The following is a 24,385-nucleotide window of genomic DNA, read 5'->3' on the forward strand; positions in this document are numbered from 1 at the left end:
GATCAGCCCATCATTACCGGCCGAACCTACCACGCCACGAACACACCGCCTTACGCGCTGCCGGAACACAAAACAAGAACCACCCTGAAAACCCAGACCCACAAGGGCGAGGGCAGTAACGAACTGCGCTTTGAAGACGAAGCCGGCAAAGAACAGGTCTACGTTCACGCCCAGAAAGACCTGGACATACTCACCGAACACAACCGCACCGAAGTCATCAGCAACGACAGCCATCTGACCGTTGAGAACGATCACTTCAGTCACACAAAAAACAACAGCCACACCACCGTGGGTGGCGAGAAACGCATCGCCATCGGAGCGGATTGCAGCCAGAGCGTTGGCGGCACACTGCATCAAAAATCCGGCAGCGCGACCTTATGTGAGGCCGGTAGTGAAGTTCACCACAAAGCCGGTGCCAAAGTGGTGCTGGATGCCGGTGTCGAAATCACCATTTCGGGTGGCGGAAGCTTTATCAAACTGGACCCCAGCGGTGTAACGCTGAGTGGGCCGGGGATTAAGATTAACTCCGGTGGTGCACCTGGGGCAGGTGCGGGGCAATCGTCGCGGGTATCGGCGTTGCCACAAAGCCTGTCAAAGAATACCGGCGAAACTGTGGCGCCGGTTGAGCTGGCCGAGCTGAATGAGCGGCTCGTGGGCGATTCAATCAACCCTGCCTCTCAACAGGCGGCACTGGAAAAAGGGGCCGCGCTGACGCCCGTCTGCGAAAGACCATCTAAAGGCAGCGGGGAGGCGTCGTGACAGGCAAACGCTGGTCATTTGAAAAAGGATTGTTTGGTGGCGCGTGGGCATGGCCTGAATATGGCCAGGTCGCGCTGGTTCTGGATGGCATCGCCATCGATAATCTTCCGGTTAAGGTTTACCAATGGGCGCAGGACAAGTTAGAAGCCGACTGGCTATATATCGGAACGCCATGGGAACAGGTTAAGTCGAAGTCACCCTGGCTGGTTTACCTGGATGCCCCCAACAATCCCGTTCTTAATCGTTTTTTAGAAGAACAGGCCGTGCGGGAGGCAGGTTATTTGCTGGTCGGCGCAGACGGCCAGGACCGATTAACACTGGCTGCTGCAATGCGACGCTTGTTGCAGGTCGAACGCTTCGACGGCATTCCTGAGCTCTTGCGAATCGGTCATCCAGACATCGCACGGCGTGTTATTGGACAGCACCTGCTACAAGGTTCCGGTGGCCCAGATTGGCCGTTCTCTGCGTTGATTGCCCCCGACGGAGTGGAGGGACAGTGGATATATCATGAGCGGAAGAGTGCAGGTTTGATGGCGCCGAGTGCCGAGGAACCTGCATTGGTTGTGGACGATAAGCTGCTGCAAGGCTTTCGCCAGTTTAACCAGCGACAGTCTGTCATTGCGCACCTTGAGACGGTCGGTGAAAGTGGTCTGGCGTGGCTCGGAAGCGGGACGCGGTCTGATCATGTGCAACGAATAACTATCGCTTTCGACCAGGCCCTGCAGTGGGAATTCAACACACCGAGAAGCCGGGCGTTATTTCTTGAGCTGCTGCAACGATCGGCGATCCGCCCATGGTTGGAGGATACCTTGCCTCCTGCTCTACTCGCCCATCTGAACGGCCAGGGTGCCGCGATGGAGCGACTTGATAAGGCGCTGCAAGCCGCACAGCCTCTCGTTTCTCTTCCCTCCGCTGTTCAAGGATGATTCAGAATGTCGCGTAAGAAAAGACCCGTTGATGACCGCGAAAATGGGGCTCTAAAAGCATGGGAATTGCCGGATACACCAGAAGAAAAGGGCGTTAGTTGCCCGGTTCTCGAAAAAGTCACGCTGTTGCCTCTACGTTATGGGCGTGTCGAGTCTCTGGTGCCGGGTGTCAGTACACCCTTTGAGCTGAATTCCCGGCCCCTGGGCATTCGCCTGCTCCGGGATGGGTATATCTACGTGTTGGATGAGAATGCCGGCGCGCTTCACGAATATGAATACACGTCGGCTGCTTTATCCGGCCACAACGGAGGTCGTCTTGAATATGATAAAGACAGCACGCTCTATGTTTGTTTTTCAGATGTAGCTTGGACCGCACGAAAAAAGGCACAGGTGCTAGATGACCCCGAAGAACGCATCGGACTGATGCAGTGTATTGATCTGGCGGGTGCCTCTGCCTGCTCAGGCGGCAAGGACCTGCTCACGCTTAAACAGGCATCTCAATGGGTCGCCGAATTTGCTGAGGATGAAGAACTGATAGCTGAAGAGGGGCACAATCTTCAGGAATCCAGGCCCTACTTCTGGGAAAATCAGCCCTATTACTACAAAACCAGCCCGGGCACACTCATCAAACAACAAAACGTAGGCGACCCATCAGAGTGCCTTTGTCTCGTACTCAATGATGATATTGGCGTGATGCTCGATCTGGCTCAGCATCAGGACGACGTGGTCGGTTGGATCGATGAGTGGGCGAAAAGCGGCGAGCAAGAGGGCGACACAGAGCGTGATTACGTGCTCGGCTGTTTTATCGAGTCCATGACGGCGGTGACAGACGAGGTACTCGCGGGAACTGCCGCTTCGACCGGGAGTGAGGAACTTAAAGATCTGATTGGCGACACCACTCCTGCAGAGCGTCAGACGATCTACCGATACCTTGATGTGCGCAAGGATTATCGTGGCCCCTTAGTGCTAGGTTCCGAGGAATTTTACCGCAAAAAGCATAATGATAACCCCCTGATTCATGCATTTTCGAATATGCACGACGCGCTGGGCGACGCGCGATATCGCAAACATCAGGCGACCATCAATACCTTAAACCTGCAGAATTATTACCGCCTCAACGGTGCCAAACTTGGTGAACAAGGTATCAATGACCTGGTTGATCGCCCCCGCATGGCTGCCTTTTTAAAAGTTCAACGGGAAAAGCAGGCCCGTTGGCACGCTCTGTTGAAGGACATTACCGACGACCGCGCGACCCTCCTGTGTGACAGCCGTTTCCATAAAGCTGCGTGGTATTTCGACAGTACAGACGTAGCGCAGATAGAAGCGGCCTTCACGCTGGAATATGGTTGCCTGAAAGACATCTGCCGCAGTGACGAGGCCGCTGAAAGAATTAACACGTGGATGCAGTCCAAACCCCAGTACACCCGTCCACTGTTCCATACCTTGAGCCTGGCGGAACAGGCGCCTGATAGAGAGCCGACGGCTACCTACGCGGTCATAATGGAGAAGGGATACGCGCTGGTTGAAGAGTCGGCGAAGTGGGCGCAAAAGCTTAAGCAAGCTGAATCGGGCAAGCTGCCCGAGCTCAAAAAACTATCAACGGATATTCAACGCAAGGCTGCCGCAGTGGGCGATACATTGTCACCAGCCGTGTCTATTGGGCTGGCGCGGGCCTTGCGGCCGCTTTATGAGGCCAGTGCTGGTGGTTCCTTGCCGCCGCTGGACGATATTTTCCGAGACTTGCCGTATTTCTTCAAAGGGCGAATGCTGGATGCGATCAACGCCGGCGAAGCCCAGTTCCGGATCGATAGCCCCAATGCATTGAACACTTTTAAAGGTAATTTGCAACGGTTGATGGCGCTCGCTGACAAGCTGAGTGAGCTTTCAAAAGAACATGATAGAGCCAAGACCGATCACGGCCATCGCTCGGCGAAAGCCCAAAACCTGATTGAAGAGTTTAAGGCAACTAGAGAGGAGCATCGGAAGCTGGGTCGCCAGGTTGCAGCGGGACTGAGCCCAGTGGAAGAAACTCATTCTGGATTGAAACTGGAGCCTGCCACTACTGGCCGGGCGGGTCTAACGCTCATGCTATCTGCCGAACGAAGTCGGGCGATAGGCAATGCGATGGAGATAGCGCGTTCGGGAAAAATGCCATCGATGCATGTCAATATGATGGGGGATGGGTTGAGTGTTTTGGTTGCCGTAGCGCAAGCTATTAACTTTCACAATGTAGTGTCAGAGTTTACATCGAGTAAGCAGCCTGTGCCGTCTATGAAACCAATGATTGAAAGCTTCCTGGCGGCATCGACCGCTGGTTTTGTGGCGGCCCAAGGCATTGCGGACAGTTTGCTCACCGCGCGTGCTAGTGCACTGGCAAATAATTGGCAACTCGGCGCACTTAAAGGGATCCATATCCGGCTGGGGCGACTTCATGTCGGTTTAGGGTTCTTCGGCTATGGACTGGGCGTAGTGGCCTATGCCATGAGTACCTATAAACATGGCGCTGAGTGGCTCGACGCGATCAAGCAGGGCAATGCAGCAGCGGGAGCCGGGGCCGCAATGGCAATGTCGGGTAGTGCTGGCTTAACGGCCACAAGTGCTTATGGCTTCGGGCGTACTTACTTTTCTGCCATACAAATAGGCTCAGTTACCGGCGAAGCACGCGCGCAGGCCTGGGCCACTGCCGGGACGCGTCTTTCGGGTCTGTTCGCCCGGTTGAATCTATTTGGGTTGGCTTTCACGGTGCTGGAGCTGGCCGGCACATGGATTTATAACCATTACAATCTGAGCGAGCGGGACAAATGGTTACTCAGCACACCCTGGACTACAGATTCTACTAAAAACCGCAAAGCATCACTGGCGAAATATGAGGCCAGCCTCGCAAAGCTCAGCGAACCGGTCAGCATTACACCCGCTGTAGAGTCCGCGGGAGCAGGGCAAAAATCCGTCATCCTGAATATTCAGGGATGGCCCAATAACGCACTGGTGCAACGTTTGGCTTTATCTTCTGACCAGCCTTATCGGTTATCACTGTCTGCCTGGCAGGTACAGCTGGCGGATATGAGCAAATTCATACCGGTGGGGGAAGTATGGGAACGCTGTACGTTTGATGTTGTTGAGTCAATGAAGGTGCTGGATGATGCATCATGCTTACAGTTGCAATTTACGGTTCCCGCGCCGATAAAAACCCGCCTGGGGCGCAAAGCAGACCAGTTGATGTTGATGTTTAGGTTGGAGACACGCCAATCTGACGATCGGTATCGCAAGGACGACTACTTTCTAAAGCTGCCGCCAGACAGTGCCTTTCCGGTAACACCTATAGACGAAACGCCGAACGAAGAGCCAATTTGGCGCCCTATTCAGCAACCGATGCTGGCGCTGGAGCTGTATAAATGAGTCAATTTGAGGCGTCGCTTACACGCCCTCATCGGAAGCAACACTACGCTGGTGACATTGAAGCTTTCCCAACAGGCCATATGACCTATTTGGCCCCAAAGCCTCTTCCAACTGGCGCGTTGCCGATGGATTATAGTCATGCTGTTGGCGTGATGAATGATCGTTATCTGGATTTTGGTATCGGGAAGTCTGCTGTTTTTATGTGGCAGATGACGTTGTTCGTGCCATTCGGCATGTTTTTGTTATGTGCATTGATTTTTCCAACCGTAGTGTCTTTATATGGTTACGGTTATGGGAATGGCGCAGAAGATGCGAATTCGTTTTTCTGGCAAGCATTTGATCTGGGATTCCGGTGGGGGCTGGGGGCGGGGCTCGTAGGGCTGTTTCTTTTCATGGTCCTCCGCTGGCAAATGTACGCCAAAGTAGAAAAAATCATCCCAACCCGCTTCAATCGCCAACGTCGTGAAGTTTGCTTCATGCCGGAAGGCCACAGCGAACCCATTTTTATTCCTTGGGAAGAGCTGGCTGCCTGGACCATGGAAGCGCAGGGAGTAACGGAGTACGGCGTGCGCCGCCAGTACGGTTTCGGCATTGGATTTTATCATCCGGACACGGGTGAACGCTTCACCCTGGAATTTGAGACTCATGGCAAGCCACTCTCCATCTACAACTGGGAAGCGCTGCGGGCCTACATGGAATACGAGGTGCATACCCTCAAGGAAATCCAGCCCCAGGGTGAGCTGATGGACGAAGGGGAAGAGCCCTCCGAAGGCGTACCGTTTTTCTACAATGCCCATCGAAAACTCCACAGCCAACGCAGGGCGGGCAAGGTGGGTTGGATCTACACATTCTTCTGGTATCTGTACCACATCATGACCTTCTGGACGATTCCCAACCGGCTGGTGGAATGGGAGAACAAAAAGATGGAGCGCTTAAGCAACCAGGCGCTGCCGGAGTCTATGGAAGCCTGGTCTCAACCGCTGCCGGAAAGCGAATGGGCTAAGCCCAGCGAGACGCTAAAGCGATTGAGCGACCGTCTCCGGGTTTTGCGGGCGGCTAAGCCGGATCGACCCATTACGGATCTTTACGCGGATCTTCATGCAGAGGAAGTGCAGGCGGGCCGAATATAACCAACGTTACCTGGTGACAATAGCGAAGCGGAATATGAGGTTGCCCTCGTTCGGCTCAGTGAACTAGCCCGCAGCATCGGATTGAGTAACTCGGTTACCACGACGGCTTCACGAAGACTTATAGAGGCTTTACGGCCAACTCCCAGGCACCACAAAAATCCGGTCAGTCTCAAACCAACTCCCCGTTTGCGCATTTTCCTGCATCACAGCAAATAACTGCGGGGCGGCTTTAGTATCCACCCGCGCTAAAGCTTCCAGGACATGTTCGGCATCCGGTGGTTCACTCTGAAACCAATGACCAATCCAGTGCGGCTTGTTGAGTACAACCCAATGCGACGTGTTGAGCGCTTTAGCATCGAAGACATACATCCAACGCCCGCGCAAATGCTCGTCGGGAACATAGTGCGGTGTTATCGCTTGCGGAACATCGGGATAGAACAGATATCCCGGCATAAACACACGCGGCGTCAGTGGGCCGGTTATGTTGGATTCTGCGAGCAATGCAAGGGTTTCTGGTAGCTCTGTACGGCGGCTTTGCTGTTCGAGCAGACGAGCTGTTTTTATATCCAGCCGGTCACTGGCGTTGGGGCCATACCAGAGAGTGTGGCCGATGGGTTCAGGCACGCCAAGATAAAATTTGATGGCAATTTCATGGTGCTCAATACGATTGTCTGCACGATTGTGTACCACAAAATCCAGTTCCCCAATTGTGCGCCCATTTGACTGTATCTGCTGGTTTTTCAGCAAAATGGGCCAGCCCAGCAGGTCGTCCAGCAACACCTGATACAGCCTCTCGAAATAGAAGCCCAGCCTGCGCTGCGGTGGTTCGCTCAGGAGCGGCGGCGCTGCAGATGGATTACGGTCCCAGGCTGCCAGAATATTCGGATAGTTCGCGGGTAAGTGTTTTGCCGGGTCAAACGTGATGGGTGAGCGCATTAATTGTGGCGCCTGGCATAACCAGGCGAGATGTCTTATCGCGGGTGTATGGAAGGAATTGATAAGAAAAGAGCCGACGTTTGCGTTCATTCCTCCACAATACCGTAAACTGGTGCTCAAGAAAGGCTAGCCAACAGGAGAAAGCATGCAATATCTACATACAATGATCCGGGTAAGCAATCTTGATCAAACCCTGCATTTTTTCTGTGATCTGCTCGGCATGGTTGAAATTAATCGGAAAAGCAGCGACAAGGGCCGGTTCACGTTGGTGTTCCTGGCCGCATCAGACGACGAGTTGCGCGCTGGCGAAGATAGGGCGCCGATGCTTGAGTTAACCTATAACTGGGACCCGGAGGCGTATTCCGGTGGTCGCAATTTTGGCCATTTGGCCTACAGGGTGGATGACATTTATGCCTTGTGCGAAACTTTGCGTTCGAACGGCGTAACCATCAATCGCCCGCCTCGGGATGGTCATATGGCGTTTATCCGCACACCAGACGGCGTATCTATCGAGTTGCTGCAGAAAGGTGAGGCATTGGCGCCCAGAGAGCCCTGGTTCAGCATGGAAAATTCGGGCACCTGGTGAGACGAACCGCTTTGTTCGAGAGAACTGTAGTTAGATGAAGGCGCCTATAAAGTATTAGGCGCGTTAAAGTGAACGTTACGGGTATAACGCCTGCAGCATCAGGATGATGCGATAAAACAAGGAGATGTTTCATGGAAGATTGGCAGGGATGCCTTACCCCTCAATGTCAGAAAGCATTGCTGGTTGCCCGCGATGATGTTGATCGCCGTGGCGGTGCGGTCATCACGGTTGAAGATTTCCTGCTTGCGCTGCTGGACTCCAGCTTCTGTGCACGCAATTTTCTGCGTAGCGCCGGTGTGGATATGGATGAGTTGATCCGTACCATCCAGTGTGAGCAACCCATTGTGACCGAGGTAGGCGGTGAAGGCCTGCTTTCCTCCCAGTTAATCTACTGGTTGGCGGCATCGCGTGAATCCTTTGGCATGCCCGTCTGGCTGGATTGGCCTCAACTTCTTGAAGTGCTTGCACGGTATGCGGAACGTTTGCAGGGAAAGGCCTACGTTGCCGTTCTTGAGCTGGTTTCGCGCTGGCCAAAGCCAGGTGATTCCGTTGATGCCGGAGTAGATCTGGATCAGCCTGGTATTGAGGAGCATGAATCAGCGCCGATTGTGATTACCGATCCGGAGTGGGTTGAGTTGGCGGAAGATGTTGCCATCACTCTTGCCGCAACACCTGAAGCCCTGGTGTGGGTCAGAGGTGAGCGCGGAGCCGGGAAGTCCTCTTGGCTAAACTCGCTGCTGTCGTCGCTGACGCAACCCTATGTTGAAATGGATTTGCGCCGTGAAGCGGAGATAATGGCCAGTGATCTTGCCGTTATTCCTGTTGCCGCGAGAAAACCCTGGCCGGTTCTTGTACTGGATAATGTAACGCCGGCCGACTTGCTGGCGCTCATGGAGCTTCCGTCCGGACTGGCCTCGGAGCTGGTGCTGCGTTGGCAGGGGCCTGTCGTACTTCTGGGGCCTGATATGCCAGGCAGTGAAGAAAGCGGTCGTTTGCTGGAGCGGCGCCTTGGCAGAGCGCTTGAGACGTGTGATATGTGCCGTTCGAGTGCCACGCAGCGCAAAGCTATTCTTGTTGCTCACCAAGCCGCTATTGAGCGCCGTTGGAACATTCAGTTGCCGTATTCTGCCGCGCAATTTGCGGCCTCCCGACACAGCCGGTGCGTCAGTACACCGGGTGGGATGTTGCAGTGGGTGGAGCGAGCCGCAGCACGGCTCGATCGGTTTGCCCGGCGTGGCCCGGCACATCTGGTGGCGTTTTCGGGTCAGGTGGACACGCTTAGGCGCCAAAGCCTGGTTGCCTTGGCCCGGCAGGAGCCATTGAAAGAAATTGAACAATCGCTTGAAGAAGTAGGCCTGTTGCGCGCCGCCACGGAAGTCGCGTGGCACGAACGCAAAGCGGCGGGTACGCTGCGCCGGCTTACGTTGGAAGATTTGCGTCAGGAACTGGAACGCTGGGTTGCGGCGCAACGTGGGCCGGTTCACTATGTGCTCCATTGTGATCATCAGCAGGGAGAATCTGCGAGTGCAGGATCTGGAAATTTACATCCGTGACTTAGAGGCAGGTGTGGTTTGTCGTTGGTTGGAAAGTCATGTGGAGCAGTTGGTGTTAGATGACAGCGATGTTTCATCTGTTATAAAAGGCTCCGCCCGCTTCGATGACAGCCACTTGAAAGTAACGTTGTATCCGCAAGCTTTTGGTAAGCGCTATACGTCACTGATTATCGAGGGCGAGCGGCTACCCTGGGGCAGTGATCTGGAGTGCGCGCGAAGCGCCCGGCGAATTGTGGATACAGAAATTCGCTGCAGCCCGGGAGAGTGGAAAGAAGGTGAGCCGGCAGACGATGAGAAATGGTGGCGGCTGGATAACCGGGGCGAGCAACTCGTTATCTGGAATTAGATAGACTGGAATTGAATAGTCTGGGATAAAAAAAGGCAGCCCGTAATGAATAGCGGGCTGCCTTTTTTATTTCAACCGACGCTTTATTCGCTCAGAATAGAAACGTTGTCTGCCTGAAGGCCTTTATCCGCATCAACCACGCTGAAGCGAACCAGTTGACCTTGGCGCAGTACCCGGCGGCCACTTCCGCGAATAGCACGGAAGTGAACAAAAACTTCGTCTCCGCTGTCACGAACAATGAAGCCAAAACCCTTTTTAACGTTAAACCACTTTACGGTGCCTTCTTCGTCGCCTTCAGGGCTGTCGTCGTCGTAGCCGTCATCGTCATCGTTATAGTTCTGGCCAGAATTCTGGTTTGAGCTCTGGTTGGAACCTTGGCTAGAACCTTGATTGGATGTCTGGTTTCGTGACGGTGAACTTCCGCGCTGAGAGGCGGCGCTGCGAGCAGGCTGTTGTTTGGCTGAAACTGCGACAACCAGAAAGCCGGTAATACCGAAAACAATAAATGTGATGATGTAAGCGGCGATGCCGCGAGTGCTACCCAATGCCTCTACAAATTCGCCTATGGCAATCAGGCGAAGTGGTTCAGGGGTAAATGAGAGCAGCAGGGCAAGTACCAACGGTGCTGGAATAGCGATCAGAAGCGCAACGAGGATCGCTTTGGCTGGATTACGCATTGACTGGGAATTCTCCATCTTTTATTAACTCTGACGATAAAGAACCGGATATCGGGTAAAATTACGGATCCGGCCGGTGAATACCGCCTGATTTCCGGAAAACGGAAGTACGGGCGGGCAAAAGCGGCATGATAACAGATTATCCCGACCGCTTACCAAGTGGGTATGAGAAGTCGTGTCTTTTAGAGTTTTTTGATCACATTATATGAGGAGGTTTCAGTACTCGATGAGCCATAACGATCTGCAAGCCAGACTGGACGAGCTTGAAACACGGCTTGCCTTTCAGGACGATATTATCAATACCCTGAGTGAGCAGGTGACGAAGCAGGAAATGGATATCCGTGAGCTCTGGAACGCAAAACGGTTATTGCATAACCAGCTGAAAGAGGTGTCGCCCTCCAATCTGAAGCGTGAAGAGGAAGAAACCCCTCCTCCCCACTACTGATCTTTTAAATGACAATGCCGGGGCAGCTTGCTCCGGCATTTTGGTTGCGTCAGTCAGTCGATCACACCAACAGTTCCACGAGTATTTGCTCGTAGATCAGGGATAACGTATCCAGGTCCTCGGCTTTAACGCACTCGTCTATCTTGTGAATGGTTGCGTTGATCGGGCCAAGTTCCACAACCTGCGCTCCCGTAGGCGCGATAAAACGCCCGTCAGAGGTGCCGCCTGAGGTGGAAAGCTCTGTTTCACGCCCGGTTACATTGCGAATAGCATTCTGGCTGGCAGCGACCAAGGCACCTTTGTCGGTCAGGAAGGGGCGGCCGCTGAGGTGCCACTGCAGGTCGTATTTCAGACTGTGCCGATCGAGGATGGTCAACACCCGTTTCTCAAGGCTTTCCGCCGTGTTCTCGGTGCAGTAACGAAAGTTGAAGTGCACCAGGCACTCACCGGGGATAATGTTACTGCCCGTGCCGGCTTCAACCTTTGTGATCTGGAAGGTTGTCGGTGGGAAGTAGTCGTTGCCGTTATCCCAGAATTCATTTGCCAGCGCGTCCAAAGCGGGCGCCACGGTATGAACGGCATTCTCGGCCAGATGCGGGTAGGCCACGTGGCCCTGAATCCCTTGCACCGTGAGGTATCCGTGCAGTGAGCCTCGACGGCCATTCTTGATCACGTCGCCGACTTCTCGCGTGCTGGAAGGCTCACCTATCAGGCACCAGTCAATTTTTTCAGAGCGTGCTTCCAGGGCTTCGATGACCTTTACCGTGCCGTTTTGAGCCGGGCCTTCTTCATCGCTTGTTATCAGCAGGGCAATGGACCCACGGTGATCCGGGTGAGCGCTTACAAAACGCTCGCAGGCGGTGATGAAAGCCGCGAGGCTGCCTTTCATGTCGGCGGCGCCACGACCCAGCAGATAGCCGTCTTTGATCACGGCATCGAAGGGCGGATGTGCCCAGTTTTTCTCCGGCCCGGTCGGAACCACATCGGTATGACCCGCAAAGGTCAGCAGCGGCCCCTCGGAGCCTTTGCGGGCCCATAGGTTGTCTGTATCACCAAAACGCATGTGTTCGCCGGTAAAACCTAAAGAGGCCAGGCGGGACATCATTAATGCCTGGCAGCCGGCGTCATCCGGCGTAACCGACGCCCGGCTGATCAGGTCGATAGCCAGTTCGAGTGTTGGAGAATCAGTTGTTTGCATGCAGCTCTTCATTCAGCTCGATGGCGGATTTGTTGGTTTTGCATTCAACCGCGCCGGTCTGGCTGTTGCGGCGGAACAGCAGATCTGGCTTGTTGGCGAGATCGCGGGCTTTGATGACTTCTACCAATTTGTTGTCATCATCCAGCAGTGCGACCTTGGTGCCAGCGGTGACGTACAGGCCAGCTTCGACCTTGCAACGATCACCCAGAGGAATGCCGATGCCGGCGTTGGCCCCGATCAGGCAGTTTTCGCCAACGGCAATCACCATGTTGCCACCGCCAGACAGGGTGCCCATAGTGGAGCAACCGCCACCAAGGTCAGACCCTTTGCCCACCATAACGCCCGCCGAGATGCGGCCTTCAATCATGCTGGCGCCTTCGGTGCCGGCATTGAAGTTGATGAAGCCCTCGTGCATTACCGTTGTGCCTTCACCTACGTAGGCGCCGAGACGAACCCGCGCTGTGTCTGCAATGCGAACGCCTTTGGGCACCACGTAATCGGTCATTTGCGGGAACTTGTCGACGGATTTAATTTCCAGGGTGCGTCCGTCGAGGCGGGCCTTCAGCTGGCGTTCCGGCAGTTCGTTCAGGTCGATAGCGCCTTCGTTGGTCCAGGCCAGATTTGGCAGCAGGCCAAAAATACCGTCGAGCTTTAGGCCGTGGGGTTTGGCCTGGCGATGAGAAATCAGATGCAGCTTGAGGTAGACCTCTGGAGTGCTGGAGGCTGTATCGTCTGTTTCCAGAACGGTCACCACAACCGGGCGCTTGCTGTTGGCCGCTTTTTCCGCGAGTGATGCCTGATCAGTCGCGTCGGTCTGGCGCAAGGCATTGGCAAACTGGGTAAGTTGCTCTGCGGTTGCGTGAATAGCCTGGTTGCCGCCTTTGTAGTCGAGGGCGGTTTCGACCACATCGATCAACTCTCTTCCGGGTGTCATGATCGGCTGCGGGTAAAAAACCTCCAGCCATTCGCCCTGATTGTTTTGGGTGCCGATACCGATACCGAATGCAAAGCTCATGTGGTGATTACTCCTGGTTAGTTAATCAGTGTTGCCCAGTCGTCGGCATCAAAGCCAACGCGAACAGAACCTTCATGCTCGAGCACGGGCCGTTTAATGATGGACGTATTTTCCAGCATGATGTCGTGGGCGGATTGGGCGCTAATGGTATCACGAACCTTGTCGCTGAGTTTGCGCCAGGTAGTGCCGCGCCGGTTCAAAAGGCGCTCCCAGCCGACGGCTTTTTCCCATTGGCTCAATCGATCCCCGTCGAGCCCTTCTTTTTTGAAATCGTGAAACTCATAGGAAATGCTCTGTGCATCAAGCCATTTTCGGGCCTTTTTGACGGTGTCGCAGTTCCGGATTCCATACAGTTTCATAAATCAGTTTGCCTTCACAAATTCAACTATTCGCCTTGCGGCTTCCACGCATTCTTCCAGCGGGGCAACCAGGGCCATGCGCACCCGGTTTTCTCCCGGGTTGTAGCCATCCACCGTGCGAGACAGATAGCGGCCGGGCAAAACATGAACGTTCTGCTGGGCCGACAGCTCTCGCGCGAACGCCTCATCATCTATGGGTGTTTCCGGCCAGAGATAAAATCCGGCATCGGGGAAGTCGACGTTCATGACTTCGCGCAGGATGGGCACAATGGCTTCAAACTTGGCGCGATAAGCTGCCCGGTTTTCGCGCACGTGATCTTCGTCCTGCCAGGCGGCGATGCTGGCCAGTTGGTTGTGAACAGGCATAGCGCAGCCATGATAAGTGCGGTAGTTCAGGTAGCCTTTCAAAATGCTCGCATCGCCCGCGACAAACCCCGATCTCAGGCCGGGCAGGTTGCTGCGTTTCGAAAGGCTGTGGAATACCACGCAACGGGCGAAGTCGTTCCGGCCTATCGCCGCGCAGGTTTGCAGCAAACCCTCAGGCGGATTGCTTTCGTCTGGGTAGAGCTCGGAATAGCACTCATCCGAAGCAACAATAAAGTCGTGCCTGTCTGCCAGTTCGATAACCTTCGTCAGGGTTTCCCTGGGCATAACGGCGCCACTGGGGTTGCCTGGCGAACAGAGAAACAGCACTTGGCAATCTCTCCAAACCGACTCGGGTACTGCGTCAAAATCCGGAATAAAACCGTTGGAGCCGTCGCAGGGCAGGTACACCGGCGTGGCGCCTGCGAGAAACGCGGCGCCTTCATACACCTGATAAAAAGGGTTTGGGCTCACCACCGTTGCAGGCTTGCTCGTATCAACCACGGCCTGCACCAGCGAAAATATAGCTTCCCGGGTACCGTTCACCGGAACGATGTTGTGATCGGGGCTCAGGGATCCGGCCTGCAGGTGAAAGCGCCGCGTAGCCCAGTCACTTATTGCATCTCGCAGTTCGCTCAAACCCCGTGTAGTGGGGTAATTGGCTAAGCGATCCAGATTGTCCGCGATCACCTGTTTCACAAATTCAGGAGAGGGATGCTTGGGTTCGCCGATGCCCAGGGAAATGGACGACAGATGATTTGGCGCAGAGATGCCGGCTTTGAGTTTCGCCAGCTTCTCGAAGGGGTAAGGATGAAGCTTGTTCAGGTTCGGATTCATTGAATGTCGTCCAGCATTTTGCATAGGTCCTGTTGCAAGGCCCGGCATACGGAGGAGTCGCTGATAGGCTCGCCGTGCTCATCGGTAACAAAGAACACGTCTTCCACTCGTTCGCCCAGCGTCGCGATTTTGGCATTGCTCAACCTTATACGGTGCTCCAGCAGTACCTGCCCAATCCGCGCAAGAAGGCCGGGTCGGTCTGGCGTAACCACCTCCATTATCGTGCGTCGATTGATGGTGTCATTGGAAAACAGCACTTCGGTTGGGAATGCGAAATGCCTGAGCTGCCTTGGTGTGCGGCGATGAATGATGTCGGGGTAGTCCTCCGGGTCGTCAAGCTCTTCGCTGAGGCGCATGCGCACACGCTCTTTACGAGCCGGATCCACACCAAGAGGTTGGCCTTTTTCATCCAGCACGACATATGAGCTGATCGTGTAAGGGCCTTCGTTCGAGCTGATGCGGGCGTCAATAATGTTCAGGTTTAGCTGTTCCAGTACCGCGGTTGTTGCGGCAAACAAGGTTGGCCGGTCGCTCATGTAAATAATGATCTGAGAGTAGCCACCGGTAGGGCCGTTGCGGGTGTCCCGTATAAGTACCAGCGGCCCGGGCGTATCGACATGGTTGATAATGGCCGCCGTTTGCCAGGCAATATCAGCGGTGGAATCCTGGAGGAAGTAGTCTTCATCAACCGTGTCCCAGATGGCATCAATCTGTTGGGTGGTGATGTTCTGGGCGTGAAGAATGTCACGGGCCTCAGACTGTGTTGCCCGAACCCATGCCTGCCGATCAACAGGAATCTGTGTGCCGCGCCGCAGGGCGCGTTTTGCTTCCAGATACAACTGACGCAGCAGAGACGCCCGCCAGGTATTCCAGAGCTTCGGGTTGGTTGCGCTGATGTCACAGACGGTAAGAATATACAGGTAATCCAGGTGCGCCTGGCTGGGCAGGGCTCGGGCAAACGACTGTATAATGTCCGGGTCGGAAATGTCCTTGCGCTGCGCGGTCATCGACATCAAGAGGTGGTTTTCTACCAGCCAGGATGCCAGTTGGGTATCGCGCTCACTGAGGTGGTGGCGCTTGCAGAAGGCTTCGGCATCTTCGGCGCCAAGCTCTGAATGATCGCCACCCCGGCCTTTGGCAACGTCGTGATACAAACCGGCAATATAAAGAACGTCCCGTTTCGGGAGTCCGTGAAACAGACGGGCTGCCAGGGGGTAGTCGTCGAGCGCTTCGGTTCCGCCCAGCCGAACCATGTTGCGAATAACCCGCATGGTATGGGCATCAACGGTGTAAATGTGAAAGAGATCGTGCTGCATCTGGCCAATAATCTGACCGAATTCAGGAAGATAGCGACCCAGTACGTTGTACTTTTTCATGGCGGACAGGGTTTCATCCAGCGCATGGGGTGTTCGCAGCAGTTCAATGAAAAGCGACGTTACCGCCAGGTCCGACCGGAACGCATCGTCGATCAAGTGCCTGTGTGCCCGCAAAGACCGGATGGTAGTGGCCCGGATGCCTTTAATTTCAGGGTGCTGTGCCATTAGCACAAAAATTTCCATAATCGCGTAGGGCGAGTAGGCGAACACCTGGTTGTTTACCGCTTCTATATAGCTGTTGCGAATCTGAAAGCGCTTATTGATGGGCTGAATGTTGTCCTCTGTGCCGGTGCCCAGTATCGCCTCATCGTAATACTGCAGAATGACGTCTGCGAGCTCTGCCAGTGCCAGTACAGCACGGTAATAGGACTGCATCATCAGCTCGACATCTAATCGTTTGCCTTCGTCCTTGTAACCCAGCATCTGTGCCAAAGCGCGCTGGTGGTCAAACAGTAGGCGGTTTTCGTTGCGGTCTGCGATCAGTTGAAGCCCGTAGCGCAATTTCCAAAGCAGAGTCTCGCCCTGAACCAGAATCTGGTGTTCCTCATCTGTGAGGATGCTGAAGCGCGTCAGGTCGGCGATGCTCTGCAGGCCAAAGTGACGTTTGGTAATCCAGCCAATGGTTTGTATGTCTCGCAGCGCGCCGGGCGAGCTTTTTACGTTGGGCTCGAGGTTGTATTCGGTGTCGCTGTACTTTTTATGGCGCCGCTGCTGTTCTTGGCGCTTGGCAATAAAGTAGTCACGATCGGTGATGATGTTGTCCGAGTAGGCTTGTTCACTGAGCTCTTTGCGCAGCTCATCCGGGCCTGCAATGGTGCGGGTTTCCAGCAGGTTGGTGAGCGTGGCTATATCGCCCCGGGCCGCCGCTTTACTTTCTTCGATGCTGCGAACGCTGTGGCCAATATCCAGTTTTAGATCCCACAGCAGGGTGACAAAGGCGCCGAGATCGTCTTGCCAGCCAGGCTCAATCCCGTTGCGGGTCAAAATCAGCAGGTCAATATCCGAATGGGGATGCAGCTCACCGCGGCCATAGCCGCCAACGGCGATCAGGGCAATATCGGGTGAGCTGGCAAAAGGATAGCGGTTCCAGATCAATCTCAATACCGTATCGATCGTATCCGCTCGGGAGTGAACCAGAGCCCGCACGTCGGCCCCTTGCCGGAAGGCTTCCGCGTCTGCGTTGTAGCGCTGCCCCAGCAGCTCCCTTGCCGCTACCACAGGAGAGGTGTCACGGCTGATGCGAGCTTCCAGATCCTGGCGATCCACTTAGAAGGACTCCTCCAGTCGTTTGGTCAATACGTCATAGCCATCCGCTGTCACCAGAATGGTGTGCTCCCACTGCGCGGAAAGCTTGTGATCTTTGGTCACTACGGTCCATTCATCCGGAAGCAGTTTGGTTTGGTACTTGCCTTGGTTGATCATGGGCTCAATGGTAAAAATCATGCCTTCTTGCAGCTCCAGGCCGGTGCCTGGTTTGCCGTAGTGCATAACCTGTGGCTCTTCGTGAAACACCTTGCCGATGCCGTGGCCGCAATAATCCCGTACTACGGAATAGCGGTGTTTTTCTGCGTGTTGTTGAATGACATGGCCAATGTCTCCCAGGCGGGCGCCGGGTTTGACCAGTTCAATGCCCTTGTAGAGACACTCCTGAGTGATGCTGATCAGGCGCTCGGTGCCTGGCTTGGGTTTGCCAATCGTCCACATTTTGCTGGTGTCGCCGTGGTACTCGTCTTTTATGACGGTGACATCTATGTTCAAAATGTCGCCATCCTTGAGGATCTTTTTCTCTGAAGGTATCCCGTGGCAAACAACATGATTGACGGACGTGCACACGGATTTAGGAAAGCCGTTGTAGTTCAGCGGAGCGGGGATCGCTTTTTGTTCGTTAACAATGTAGTCGTGGCAGAGTTGGTTGATTTCCTCTGTTGAAACGCCAGGTTTTACATATTCCCCGATCATTTCGAGAACCTCAGCCGCCAGGCGACCGGCTACGCGCATCTTTTCAATTTCTTCCGGAGTCTTGATCGATACTTGCATAAGGTGTCTCGTTGATGTGTTAAACGACCATTTTAAGGGCCCCGAGCTCTGGGTACAAGGAAGCCCCGGTGCAAAATTAATGGCGAAGGGGCAGCGTTTTATGATATAAACGCGCCCGCCGGAAACGAATCCGGCAAATTCGCACATGCGTCAGCACGTTGTCCCAGGGTGCCTGCTTCTGTTCTGGATCTCTGATTCATCTTTGAGTCAAGAGTATTCGGAGTAAAAGGAGCCTGGTTGGGGCAATCGGACGCGTGGAGGACTAACCCGAAGTACATTTAAGGTAATTATCATGGCTCAGGTAAACATGCGTGACCTGCTCAAGGCAGGTGCTCACTTCGGTCACCAGACTCGTTACTGGAACCCGAAAATGTCGAAGTTCATCTTCGGCGCCCGTAATAAGATTCACATCATCAACCTTGAACAGACTGTTCCTGCCATGAACGAAGCGCTCGATTTCGTTCAGAAACTGACAGAGAACAAGAACAAGATCTTGTTTGTTGGCACCAAGCGCGCCGCAGCCAAGGTTATCAAGGAAGAAGCAGAGCGTTCCAACCAGCCTTTCGTTAATCATCGCTGGCTCGGCGGCATGCTGACCAACTACAAAACCATTCGTCAGTCTATCCGTCGCTACCGTGACCTGGAAGCCCAGAGCAAAGACGGTACCTTCGATAAGTTGACCAAGAAAGAAGCGCTTGAGCGCACCCGTGAAATGGACAAGCTCGAACGTTCCATCGGTGGTATCAAGGATATGGGCGGGCTGCCCGATGCGTTGTTCGTGATCGACGTTGATCACGAGCGTATCGCTATCAAAGAAGCCAACAAGCTGGGTATCCCCGTTATCGGCGTTGTCGATACCAACAGCAACCCGGACGGCGTTGATTTCGTCATTCCAGGCAACGATGATGCCATCCGTGCGATCCAGATTTATGTGAAAGCGGTAGCTGACACCTGTCTTGAGTCCGCACAGTCTGGCGGCGCAGGCGCTGACGAGTTTGTAGAAGTCAGTGAAGAAGCTGCAGGAACCGCTCCGACGGCTGAGTGATGCGTCAGCGTCACGATTGAGATGTAAGGTATGCCCGGTGGTGTCGCCGGGCATATCTACCCACCGAATTGAACAAGTTAAGAGGATTGAACATGGCTGCAATTACCGCTGCACTGGTCAAAGAACTGCGTGAGCGCACTGGTCTTGGCATGATGGAGTGCAAAAAAGCTCTGGTTGAATCTGAAGGCAGTGTAGACGCCGCGATTGAAGAGCTGCGCAAGTCTTCCGGCCTCAAAGCTGCAAAGAAGGCCGGCCGCACAGCCGCTGAAGGCGTTTCGCTGATCAAGATTTCGGACGATAACACCGCCGCCTACATTGTTGAAGTGAACTCCGAGACCGACTTCGTTGCCCGTGATGACAACTTCATCAATTTCGCCAACGATGTTCTGAACGTGGCCTTCGAGAAAGGCGAGTCCGACGTTGCCAAGCTGATGGCTGGCGATCTGGAAGCCAAACGCGAAGCACTGGTTCAGAAAATCGGTGAGAACGTTACGGTACGCCGTATCGTCGAGATAAAAGGCGCGGTTGTCGGTGGCTATGTTCACAGCACCAACAAGATCGCCTCAGTTGTTGCTCTGACTGCTGGTGATCCAGAACTGGCGCGCGACATCGCCATGCACGCTGCTGCGGTTAACCCGCGTGTGGCAAGGCCGGAAGATATGCCTGCTGACGAGCTCGAAAAAGAGAAAGACGTCATCAAGGCCCAGCCGGACATGGCAGGCAAGCCCGAAGAAATCGTTGAGAAAATGATGGGCGGCCGCATCAAGAAGTTCCTCAAGGAACACAGCCTTGTAGAGCAGCCTTTCGTCAAGAACCCGGAGCAAACTGTAGGTGAGCTGATTAAAGCCGCCGGCGGAGAGCTGATCGGGTTTGCTCGCCTGGAAGTGGGTGAAGGCATTGAAAGAGAAGAAGTAGACTTTGCTGCTGAGGTTGCTGCTGCAGCCGGTACTGGCAAGGCCTGATTTTTCCGGGCGCCATAGCATCCTGTTATTGCGTCACCTGAGTCTGCCACGTTTGCTGGATTTTTCCGGCTTTCGTGGCGGGCTTGTATCTGAGATCCTCCTTTTCGAGGGGTATGTCAGATACAAGCCTGCAATGCGTATCACGCCGGATAGCAGCCAACAGACGAGAAGGGGATCAGTATGCCGACACCACCGAAAAACCCACTAAGATACAATCGTGTTCTGCTCAAGCTCAGTGGCGAGGCCCTGATGGGCGAGCATGATTTCGGTATTGACCCCAAAGTTCTCGATCGTATGGCGCTGGAAATTGGCGCGTTGATCGGGATTGGTATTCAAGTCGGCCTCGTGATTGGCGGCGGCAACCTGTTTCGCGGTGCCTCACTCAGCGCTGCCGGTATGGATCGGGTTACCGGTGATCACATGGGTATGTTGGCAACCGTTATGAACGGCCTGGCCATGCGTGACGCCCTGGAGCGCTCAAACATCCGCACTCGCGTTATGTCAGCGATTCCCATGAGTGGTATTGTTGAACATTACGACCGTCGCCGTGCCGTTCGCGATTTGAAAGACGGTGACGTGGTTATATTCTGCGCAGGTACCGGCAATCCCTTCTTCACAACCGATTCGGCAGCTTGCCTGCGTGGTATCGAGATTGAAGCAGACGCCGTTCTGAAAGCCACCAAAGTAGACGGTGTGTATTCCGCAGACCCGCACCTTGACCCGACAGCAGAAAAGTACGACAAACTGACTTATGATCAGGTGCTCGACAAGAAGCTGGGCGTAATGGATCTGACCGCTATTTGTTTAGCCCGGGATCACGGAATGCCGCTTCGTGTTTTTGACATGAATCGACCTGGCGCCCTGACGCGCATCGTGACCGGCGAAAAAGAAGGCACATTGATTGATTAACGGGTTTCATGACGGCCCGACGAACATATTGAGGATAATGACGTGATTGATGACATAAAAGCTGAAGCCGAAAAGAAGATGACGAAGAGCCTTGAGGCTCTGCACTCGGCGTTCAACAAGATTCGGACCGGCCGAGCCCACCCGGCTATTCTGGACAGTGTAATGGTTAACTACTACGGTCAGGATACGCCGCTAAAGCAGATCGCGAGCGTTAACGTTGAAGACAACCGAACGTTGGCCGTGTCGCCCTGGGAAAAGAACCTGATACCGGCCATCGAAAAAGCCATTATGACGTCGGATCTGGGTTTGAACCCCGCGACCAGCGGTGATCTGATTCGCATCCCGATGCCGATGCTGACTCAGGAAACCCGGAAGGAAATGGTCAAGCAATCGAAAGCGGACGCTGAGAATGCTCGCGTCTCTGTTCGTAACGCCCGTCGCGATGCCAATAGCATGATGAAAGAGCTGTTGAAGGACAAAGACATCAGCGAAGATGACGAGCGCAGAGGTGAAGAGGAAATTCAGAAGTTAACAGATCGCTACATCGCTGAGGTTGAGAAAATGCTCAAGTCTAAAGAAGAGGATCTGATGGCGGTCTGACCGAACAGGTTCACTTTCAAGCGAAACACGCGGCTGGCGAGGAATCTCCGCTATCCGTGCAGGGGATGTCATGACGGGAACAGTGTCCGCAGGTATTCCGGTGTCGGCTGATAGCCGGCCCCGGCACGTAGCTATTATCATGGACGGTAATAACCGGTGGGCCAAAGAGCGCCGGCTAACAGGCGTTGCAGGCCACAGGGCCGGAGTAGATGCGGTAAAATCTGTTGTCGAAACCTGTGCCCGGGAAGGGGTAGAAGTGCTCACGCTGTTTGCTTTCTCTAGTGAGAACTGGCGGCGCCCCAAAGACGAAGTGTCGGCCTTGATGAAGCTTTTTGTTTTTGCGCTGGAGCGTGAAGTCAGAAAGCTTCACCGCAACAATATACGCTTGCGTCTCATCGGGGATCGTTCCGCGTTTAATTCGACCTTGCAAGAGCTCATGGCAAAAGCTGAAGAGCTCACCTGCAACAACACCAGAATGACGCTCGTTATTGCCGCAAACTACGGCGGCCATTGGGACATTGCCCAGGCTGCCAGACAGGTCGCCGAAAAAGTTAAAGACGGACAGATTCAGCCATCCGATATTACCGACGACCTTCTCCAGCAGCATCTGAGCATCGGTGACCTGCCCATGCCGGATCTTATGATTCGTACCGCAGGTGAGCAGCGGATAAGCAACTTTATGCTGTGGCATCTGGCCTACACCGAGCTGTATTTTTCGCCCGTATTCTGGCCAGACTTCAAAGAAGACGAGATGCGAAAAGCGTTGCTGGCCTACGCCGGGCGTCAGCGCCGCTTTGGTCAGACGGATGACCAGATTACGGCCACTCCGTCCCCACAATAATGAACCACAGCGACCCCCTATTGTGCTAAAAGCCCGAGTCATCACCGCTCTCATTCTTGCCCCCATCGTAATGGGTGGCATCTTCTTCTTGCCACCGTCGGGTTTTGCGCTGTTCACCGCTGCAATTATTACACTGGGCGCCTGGGAATGGGGCAATATGTCGGGCTTTGAGCAGCAGATGGGCCGGGTTGGCTATGCTGTTGCGATTGCACTCATCCTGTTCGGCCTTGCCGATGTACCCGCCGTTGCGGTGCTTTGGCTTGCGCTTCTATGGTGGGTTGTCTGTTTTTTACTGGTGCGCAGCTATCCCGCTGGGTCAGAGAGGTGGGGCAGCCGGCCGGTAAGAGCGGTTATGGGTGTTCTGGTGCTCGTACCCGCCTGGATTGGTCTCAATCATCTTCGTGTGGGCGAGTTTCAGTTTGGTGACACGGATAGCAATTTGCTGGTTATCCTGTACGTGCTCTGCGTTGTGTGGGTGGCGGATATCGGCGCCTACTTTGCCGGCAGGGCGTTTGGTAAAGCCAAGCTCGCTCCGAGAGTCAGCCCGGGTAAATCCTGGGCGGGAGTTTGGGGCGGCATGGCAGCGGTGGGTGTTTTTGCGCTGATTGCAGGCGTTCTTGCGTCGGCTAGCACACCGGACGTCATCATGTTGATCGTCGCCAGCCTGATAACCGGGCTGGTGTCTGTGGTTGGCGATTTGCTGGAAAGCATGCTCAAGCGCTTCAGGGGTATCAAGGACAGCAGCCGGCTGTTGCCCGGACACGGTGGTATCCTGGATCGAATTGACAGTCTCACCGCTGCAATACCCATATTTGCGCTTATCGTCACCCAACTTGGTTGGCTGACGACAGTCGGGCACTTTTGAGTATGGTCGCTCGCTCCATCACGATTCTTGGCGCCACAGGATCAGTCGGACTTTCTACTCTGGACGTTATTCGTCGTCACCCTGCACGATTTTCGGTGTATGCGCTCACCGCCGGGACCCGGGCTGAGGAACTTGCGGCGCTGTGCCGTGAGTTTCGCCCAAAAATTGCGGTTATGTCGGATTTTACCGCGGCGCAGCACTTGGCCGATCTGTTGTCGGATCTTCCCGATATCTCTGTCCTGAGCGGTGAGCAGGGTTTGTGTGACGTGGCCTCTGCAGCGCAGGCCTGCACCATTGTGGCTGCGATCGTAGGTGCCGCCGGGTTGGCTCCGACACTCGCGGCAGTTCACGCGGGTAAGCGTGTATTGCTCGCGAACAAAGAAGCGCTGGTTATGTCCGGCAAACTCTTTATGGACGCTGTCTCCGTATCGGGTGCAGAGTTGTTGCCGATCGATTCCGAGCACAATGCGATCTTCCAGTGCCTGCCCGCAAACAAAATTCGTGACCCGGACGGAGCCGGTATTACCCGGATCCTCCTTACAGCCTCCGGAGGACCCTTCCGGGAGCACAGCGCCGAAGATCTGCACACCGTAACACCGGCTCAGGCGTGTGCTCATCCGAACTGGTCCATGGGGCAAAAAATATCCGTAGATTCAGCAACATTGATGAACAAAGGCCTCGAATTGATCGAAGCGTGCTGGTTGTTTAACATCACGCCAGACCGGATCGAGGTTCATGTACATCCGGAAAGTATTATTCACTCCATGGTAGAGTACGCCGACGGTTCTGTGCTGGCTCAGCTGGGCAGCCCCGACATGCGAACGCCGATTGCGAACGGTCTGGCTTGGCCGGAGCGTATCGACGCAGGGGTTGCACCGTTGGATCTGTTTACCATCGGTCGCTTTCATTTTGAGCGTCCCGACTTGCTGCGCTTTCCTTGCCTGCGATTGGCGGCTGAAGCCTTTGAGGTTGGTGGAACCGCACCTGCTGTGTTGAACGCTGCCAATGAAGTTGCAGTAGCCGAGTTTCTGAGAGGAAATCTCGCGTTTACGGACATACCGATCATTATCGAGAGAACTCTGGCTTTGACGCCCGTATTGCCCGCAGACAGCTTCGATATTATCTTTGCGAAAAATGCGGAAGCACGGCAGCGTGCGCAGGAACAGATTGACCTTTTAACGGACTGATACGAAACAAAGACTTCCGCCGGGCTGGCGCCAAAAC

General features: G+C 54.5%; 23 protein-coding genes. 15 read left to right on the plus strand and 8 right to left on the minus strand.

Translation table 11 applies throughout. The features are described from left to right. The 4 genes from ENI00_RS17360 to ENI00_RS17375 all read left to right on the plus strand — a co-directional run. Positions 1-759 (plus strand): bacteriophage T4 gp5 trimerisation domain-containing protein (locus ENI00_RS17360; RefSeq protein WP_414674282.1); only part of this gene is annotated, 759 nt, incomplete at its 5' end. After that, a complete protein-coding gene (locus ENI00_RS17365) occupies positions 756-1,685 on the plus strand; it encodes a DUF4123 domain-containing protein (protein ID WP_304105182.1) in 930 nt (309 codons plus the stop codon). The genes ENI00_RS17360 and ENI00_RS17365, both read left to right, overlap by 4 nt. 6 nt (positions 1,686-1,691) lie before the next feature. After that, complete coding sequence (locus ENI00_RS17370) at positions 1,692-5,081, plus strand: toxin VasX (RefSeq protein ID WP_304105184.1); 3,390 nt, start codon at positions 1,692-1,694, stop codon at positions 5,079-5,081. Continuing rightward, the gene (locus ENI00_RS17375; RefSeq protein ID WP_304105187.1) at positions 5,078-6,211 is read left to right on the plus strand and encodes a hypothetical protein; all 1,134 of its coding nucleotides are present in this window, start codon (positions 5,078-5,080) and stop codon (positions 6,209-6,211) included. The genes ENI00_RS17370 and ENI00_RS17375 overlap by 4 nt, the downstream gene beginning before the upstream one ends. A gap of 129 nt (positions 6,212-6,340) precedes the next feature. Here ENI00_RS17375 and ENI00_RS17380 read toward each other — a convergent pair whose 3' ends face one another. After that, positions 6,341-7,237 (minus strand): DUF1853 family protein, encoded by an 897-nt coding sequence (locus ENI00_RS17380; protein ID WP_304105190.1) that lies wholly within the window; start codon positions 7,235-7,237, stop codon positions 6,341-6,343. 55 nt (positions 7,238-7,292) lie between these two features. Between ENI00_RS17380 and ENI00_RS17385 the strand changes: the two genes are divergently transcribed. From ENI00_RS17385 to ENI00_RS17395, 3 genes are all read left to right on the plus strand, one after another. Next, positions 7,293-7,733, plus strand: coding sequence for a VOC family protein (locus tag ENI00_RS17385; protein ID WP_304105193.1), 441 nt, complete (start codon positions 7,293-7,295; stop codon positions 7,731-7,733). A gap of 131 nt (positions 7,734-7,864) precedes the next feature. Then, a complete protein-coding gene (locus tag ENI00_RS17390) occupies positions 7,865-9,286 on the plus strand; it encodes a hypothetical protein (protein WP_304105195.1) in 1,422 nt (473 codons plus the stop codon). Then, entirely contained in the window at positions 9,258-9,632 is a 375-nt protein-coding gene (locus ENI00_RS17395; protein WP_304105198.1) for a hypothetical protein, read from the plus strand. Before ENI00_RS17390 ends, ENI00_RS17395 begins: the two co-directional genes overlap by 29 nt. An 83-nt stretch (positions 9,633-9,715) precedes the next feature. Here ENI00_RS17395 and ENI00_RS17400 read toward each other — a convergent pair whose 3' ends face one another. Beyond that, a complete protein-coding gene (locus ENI00_RS17400) occupies positions 9,716-10,309 on the minus strand; it encodes a cold-shock protein (RefSeq protein WP_304105201.1) in 594 nt (197 codons plus the stop codon). 226 nt (positions 10,310-10,535) lie between these two features. Here ENI00_RS17400 and ENI00_RS17405 point away from each other — a divergent pair, with 226 nt between their 5' ends. After that, on the plus strand, positions 10,536-10,754 hold the full coding sequence (locus ENI00_RS17405; protein WP_304105203.1) for a SlyX family protein: 219 nt from the start codon (positions 10,536-10,538) through the stop codon (positions 10,752-10,754). A gap of 61 nt (positions 10,755-10,815) precedes the next feature. Here the strand turns inward: ENI00_RS17405 and dapE are convergent, their stop codons facing one another. From dapE to map, 6 genes are read right to left on the minus strand one after another with little or no spacing between them, the layout of a single operon-like run. Beyond that, positions 10,816-11,952 (minus strand): succinyl-diaminopimelate desuccinylase, encoded by a 1,137-nt coding sequence (gene dapE / locus ENI00_RS17410; RefSeq protein WP_304105206.1) that lies wholly within the window; start codon positions 11,950-11,952, stop codon positions 10,816-10,818. Beyond that, complete coding sequence (dapD, locus tag ENI00_RS17415) at positions 11,939-12,967, minus strand: 2,3,4,5-tetrahydropyridine-2,6-dicarboxylate N-succinyltransferase (protein WP_304105209.1); 1,029 nt, start codon at positions 12,965-12,967, stop codon at positions 11,939-11,941. The genes dapE and dapD overlap by 14 nt, the downstream gene beginning before the upstream one ends. A gap of 17 nt (positions 12,968-12,984) precedes the next feature. Beyond that, positions 12,985-13,326 carry an ArsC family reductase gene (locus ENI00_RS17420; RefSeq protein ID WP_304105211.1) on the minus strand — a complete coding sequence of 114 codons (342 nt, stop codon included), beginning with the start codon at positions 13,324-13,326 and terminating at the stop codon, positions 12,985-12,987. A 3-nt stretch (positions 13,327-13,329) separates the two neighbouring features. Further along, positions 13,330-14,526, minus strand: a complete 1,197-nt coding sequence (dapC, locus tag ENI00_RS17425; RefSeq protein ID WP_304105212.1) for a succinyldiaminopimelate transaminase — start codon at positions 14,524-14,526, stop codon at positions 13,330-13,332. Beyond that, positions 14,523-17,168, minus strand: coding sequence for a [protein-PII] uridylyltransferase (locus ENI00_RS17430; protein WP_304105215.1), 2,646 nt, complete (start codon positions 17,166-17,168; stop codon positions 14,523-14,525). The genes dapC and ENI00_RS17430 overlap by 4 nt, the downstream gene beginning before the upstream one ends. Continuing rightward, complete coding sequence (map, locus tag ENI00_RS17435) at positions 17,169-17,939, minus strand: type I methionyl aminopeptidase (protein ID WP_304105218.1); 771 nt, start codon at positions 17,937-17,939, stop codon at positions 17,169-17,171. 292 nt (positions 17,940-18,231) lie between these two features. Between map and rpsB the strand changes: the two genes are divergently transcribed. The 7 genes from rpsB to ispC all read left to right on the plus strand — a co-directional run bounded on the left by rpsB (position 18,232) and on the right by ispC (position 24,348). Further along, a complete protein-coding gene (gene rpsB, locus ENI00_RS17440; protein WP_304105221.1) occupies positions 18,232-18,984 on the plus strand; it encodes a 30S ribosomal protein S2 in 753 nt (250 codons plus the stop codon). Positions 18,985-19,076: 92 nt separating this feature from the next. Next, positions 19,077-19,946 (plus strand): translation elongation factor Ts, encoded by an 870-nt coding sequence (gene tsf, locus ENI00_RS17445; RefSeq protein ID WP_304105224.1) that lies wholly within the window; start codon positions 19,077-19,079, stop codon positions 19,944-19,946. A 180-nt stretch (positions 19,947-20,126) separates the two neighbouring features. Next, on the plus strand, positions 20,127-20,855 hold the full coding sequence (pyrH, locus tag ENI00_RS17450) for a UMP kinase (protein ID WP_304105226.1): 729 nt from the start codon (positions 20,127-20,129) through the stop codon (positions 20,853-20,855). 42 nt (positions 20,856-20,897) lie between these two features. After that, positions 20,898-21,455 (plus strand): ribosome recycling factor, encoded by a 558-nt coding sequence (frr, locus tag ENI00_RS17455; protein ID WP_304105229.1) that lies wholly within the window; start codon positions 20,898-20,900, stop codon positions 21,453-21,455. A gap of 70 nt (positions 21,456-21,525) precedes the next feature. Beyond that, positions 21,526-22,296: a polyprenyl diphosphate synthase gene (gene uppS, locus ENI00_RS17460; RefSeq protein WP_304105232.1), complete on the plus strand. Its 771-nt coding sequence runs from the start codon at positions 21,526-21,528 to the stop codon at positions 22,294-22,296. A gap of 22 nt (positions 22,297-22,318) precedes the next feature. Then, complete coding sequence (locus tag ENI00_RS17465; RefSeq protein WP_304105235.1) at positions 22,319-23,161, plus strand: phosphatidate cytidylyltransferase; 843 nt, start codon at positions 22,319-22,321, stop codon at positions 23,159-23,161. A gap of 2 nt (positions 23,162-23,163) precedes the next feature. Then, on the plus strand, positions 23,164-24,348 hold the full coding sequence (gene ispC, locus ENI00_RS17470; protein WP_304105238.1) for a 1-deoxy-D-xylulose-5-phosphate reductoisomerase: 1,185 nt from the start codon (positions 23,164-23,166) through the stop codon (positions 24,346-24,348). Positions 24,349-24,385: the final 37 nt, after the last annotated feature.

This window comes from Marinobacter antarcticus (genome assembly GCF_011049865.1).
In the GTDB taxonomy this organism is placed as follows: domain Bacteria; phylum Pseudomonadota; class Gammaproteobacteria; order Pseudomonadales; family Oleiphilaceae; genus Marinobacter; species Marinobacter antarcticus_A.

Coding starts and splice junctions, on each gene's coding strand:
- ENI00_RS17400 (WP_304105201.1), bottom strand. CDS start 10,309: ATGCGTAATCCAGCCAAAGCGATCCTCGTTGCGCTTCTGATCGCTATT.
- pyrH (WP_304105226.1), top strand. CDS start 20,127: ATGCCGACACCACCGAAAAACCCACTAAGATACAATCGTGTTCTGCTC.
- ENI00_RS17385 (WP_304105193.1), top strand. CDS start 7,293: ATGCAATATCTACATACAATGATCCGGGTAAGCAATCTTGATCAAACC.
- ENI00_RS17375 (WP_304105187.1), top strand. CDS start 5,078: ATGAGTCAATTTGAGGCGTCGCTTACACGCCCTCATCGGAAGCAACAC.
- ENI00_RS17390 (WP_304105195.1), top strand. CDS start 7,865: ATGGAAGATTGGCAGGGATGCCTTACCCCTCAATGTCAGAAAGCATTG.
- dapC (WP_304105212.1), bottom strand. CDS start 14,526: ATGAATCCGAACCTGAACAAGCTTCATCCTTACCCCTTCGAGAAGCTG.
- rpsB (WP_304105221.1), top strand. CDS start 18,232: ATGGCTCAGGTAAACATGCGTGACCTGCTCAAGGCAGGTGCTCACTTC.
- uppS (WP_304105232.1), top strand. CDS start 21,526: ATGACGGGAACAGTGTCCGCAGGTATTCCGGTGTCGGCTGATAGCCGG.
- ENI00_RS17405 (WP_304105203.1), top strand. CDS start 10,536: ATGAGCCATAACGATCTGCAAGCCAGACTGGACGAGCTTGAAACACGG.
- ENI00_RS17380 (WP_304105190.1), bottom strand. CDS start 7,237: ATGAACGCAAACGTCGGCTCTTTTCTTATCAATTCCTTCCATACACCC.
- dapE (WP_304105206.1), bottom strand. CDS start 11,952: ATGCAAACAACTGATTCTCCAACACTCGAACTGGCTATCGACCTGATC.
- tsf (WP_304105224.1), top strand. CDS start 19,077: ATGGCTGCAATTACCGCTGCACTGGTCAAAGAACTGCGTGAGCGCACT.
- ENI00_RS17370 (WP_304105184.1), top strand. CDS start 1,692: ATGTCGCGTAAGAAAAGACCCGTTGATGACCGCGAAAATGGGGCTCTA.
- dapD (WP_304105209.1), bottom strand. CDS start 12,967: ATGAGCTTTGCATTCGGTATCGGTATCGGCACCCAAAACAATCAGGGC.
- map (WP_304105218.1), bottom strand. CDS start 17,939: ATGCAAGTATCGATCAAGACTCCGGAAGAAATTGAAAAGATGCGCGTA.
- ENI00_RS17420 (WP_304105211.1), bottom strand. CDS start 13,326: ATGAAACTGTATGGAATCCGGAACTGCGACACCGTCAAAAAGGCCCGA.
- ispC (WP_304105238.1), top strand. CDS start 23,164: ATGGTCGCTCGCTCCATCACGATTCTTGGCGCCACAGGATCAGTCGGA.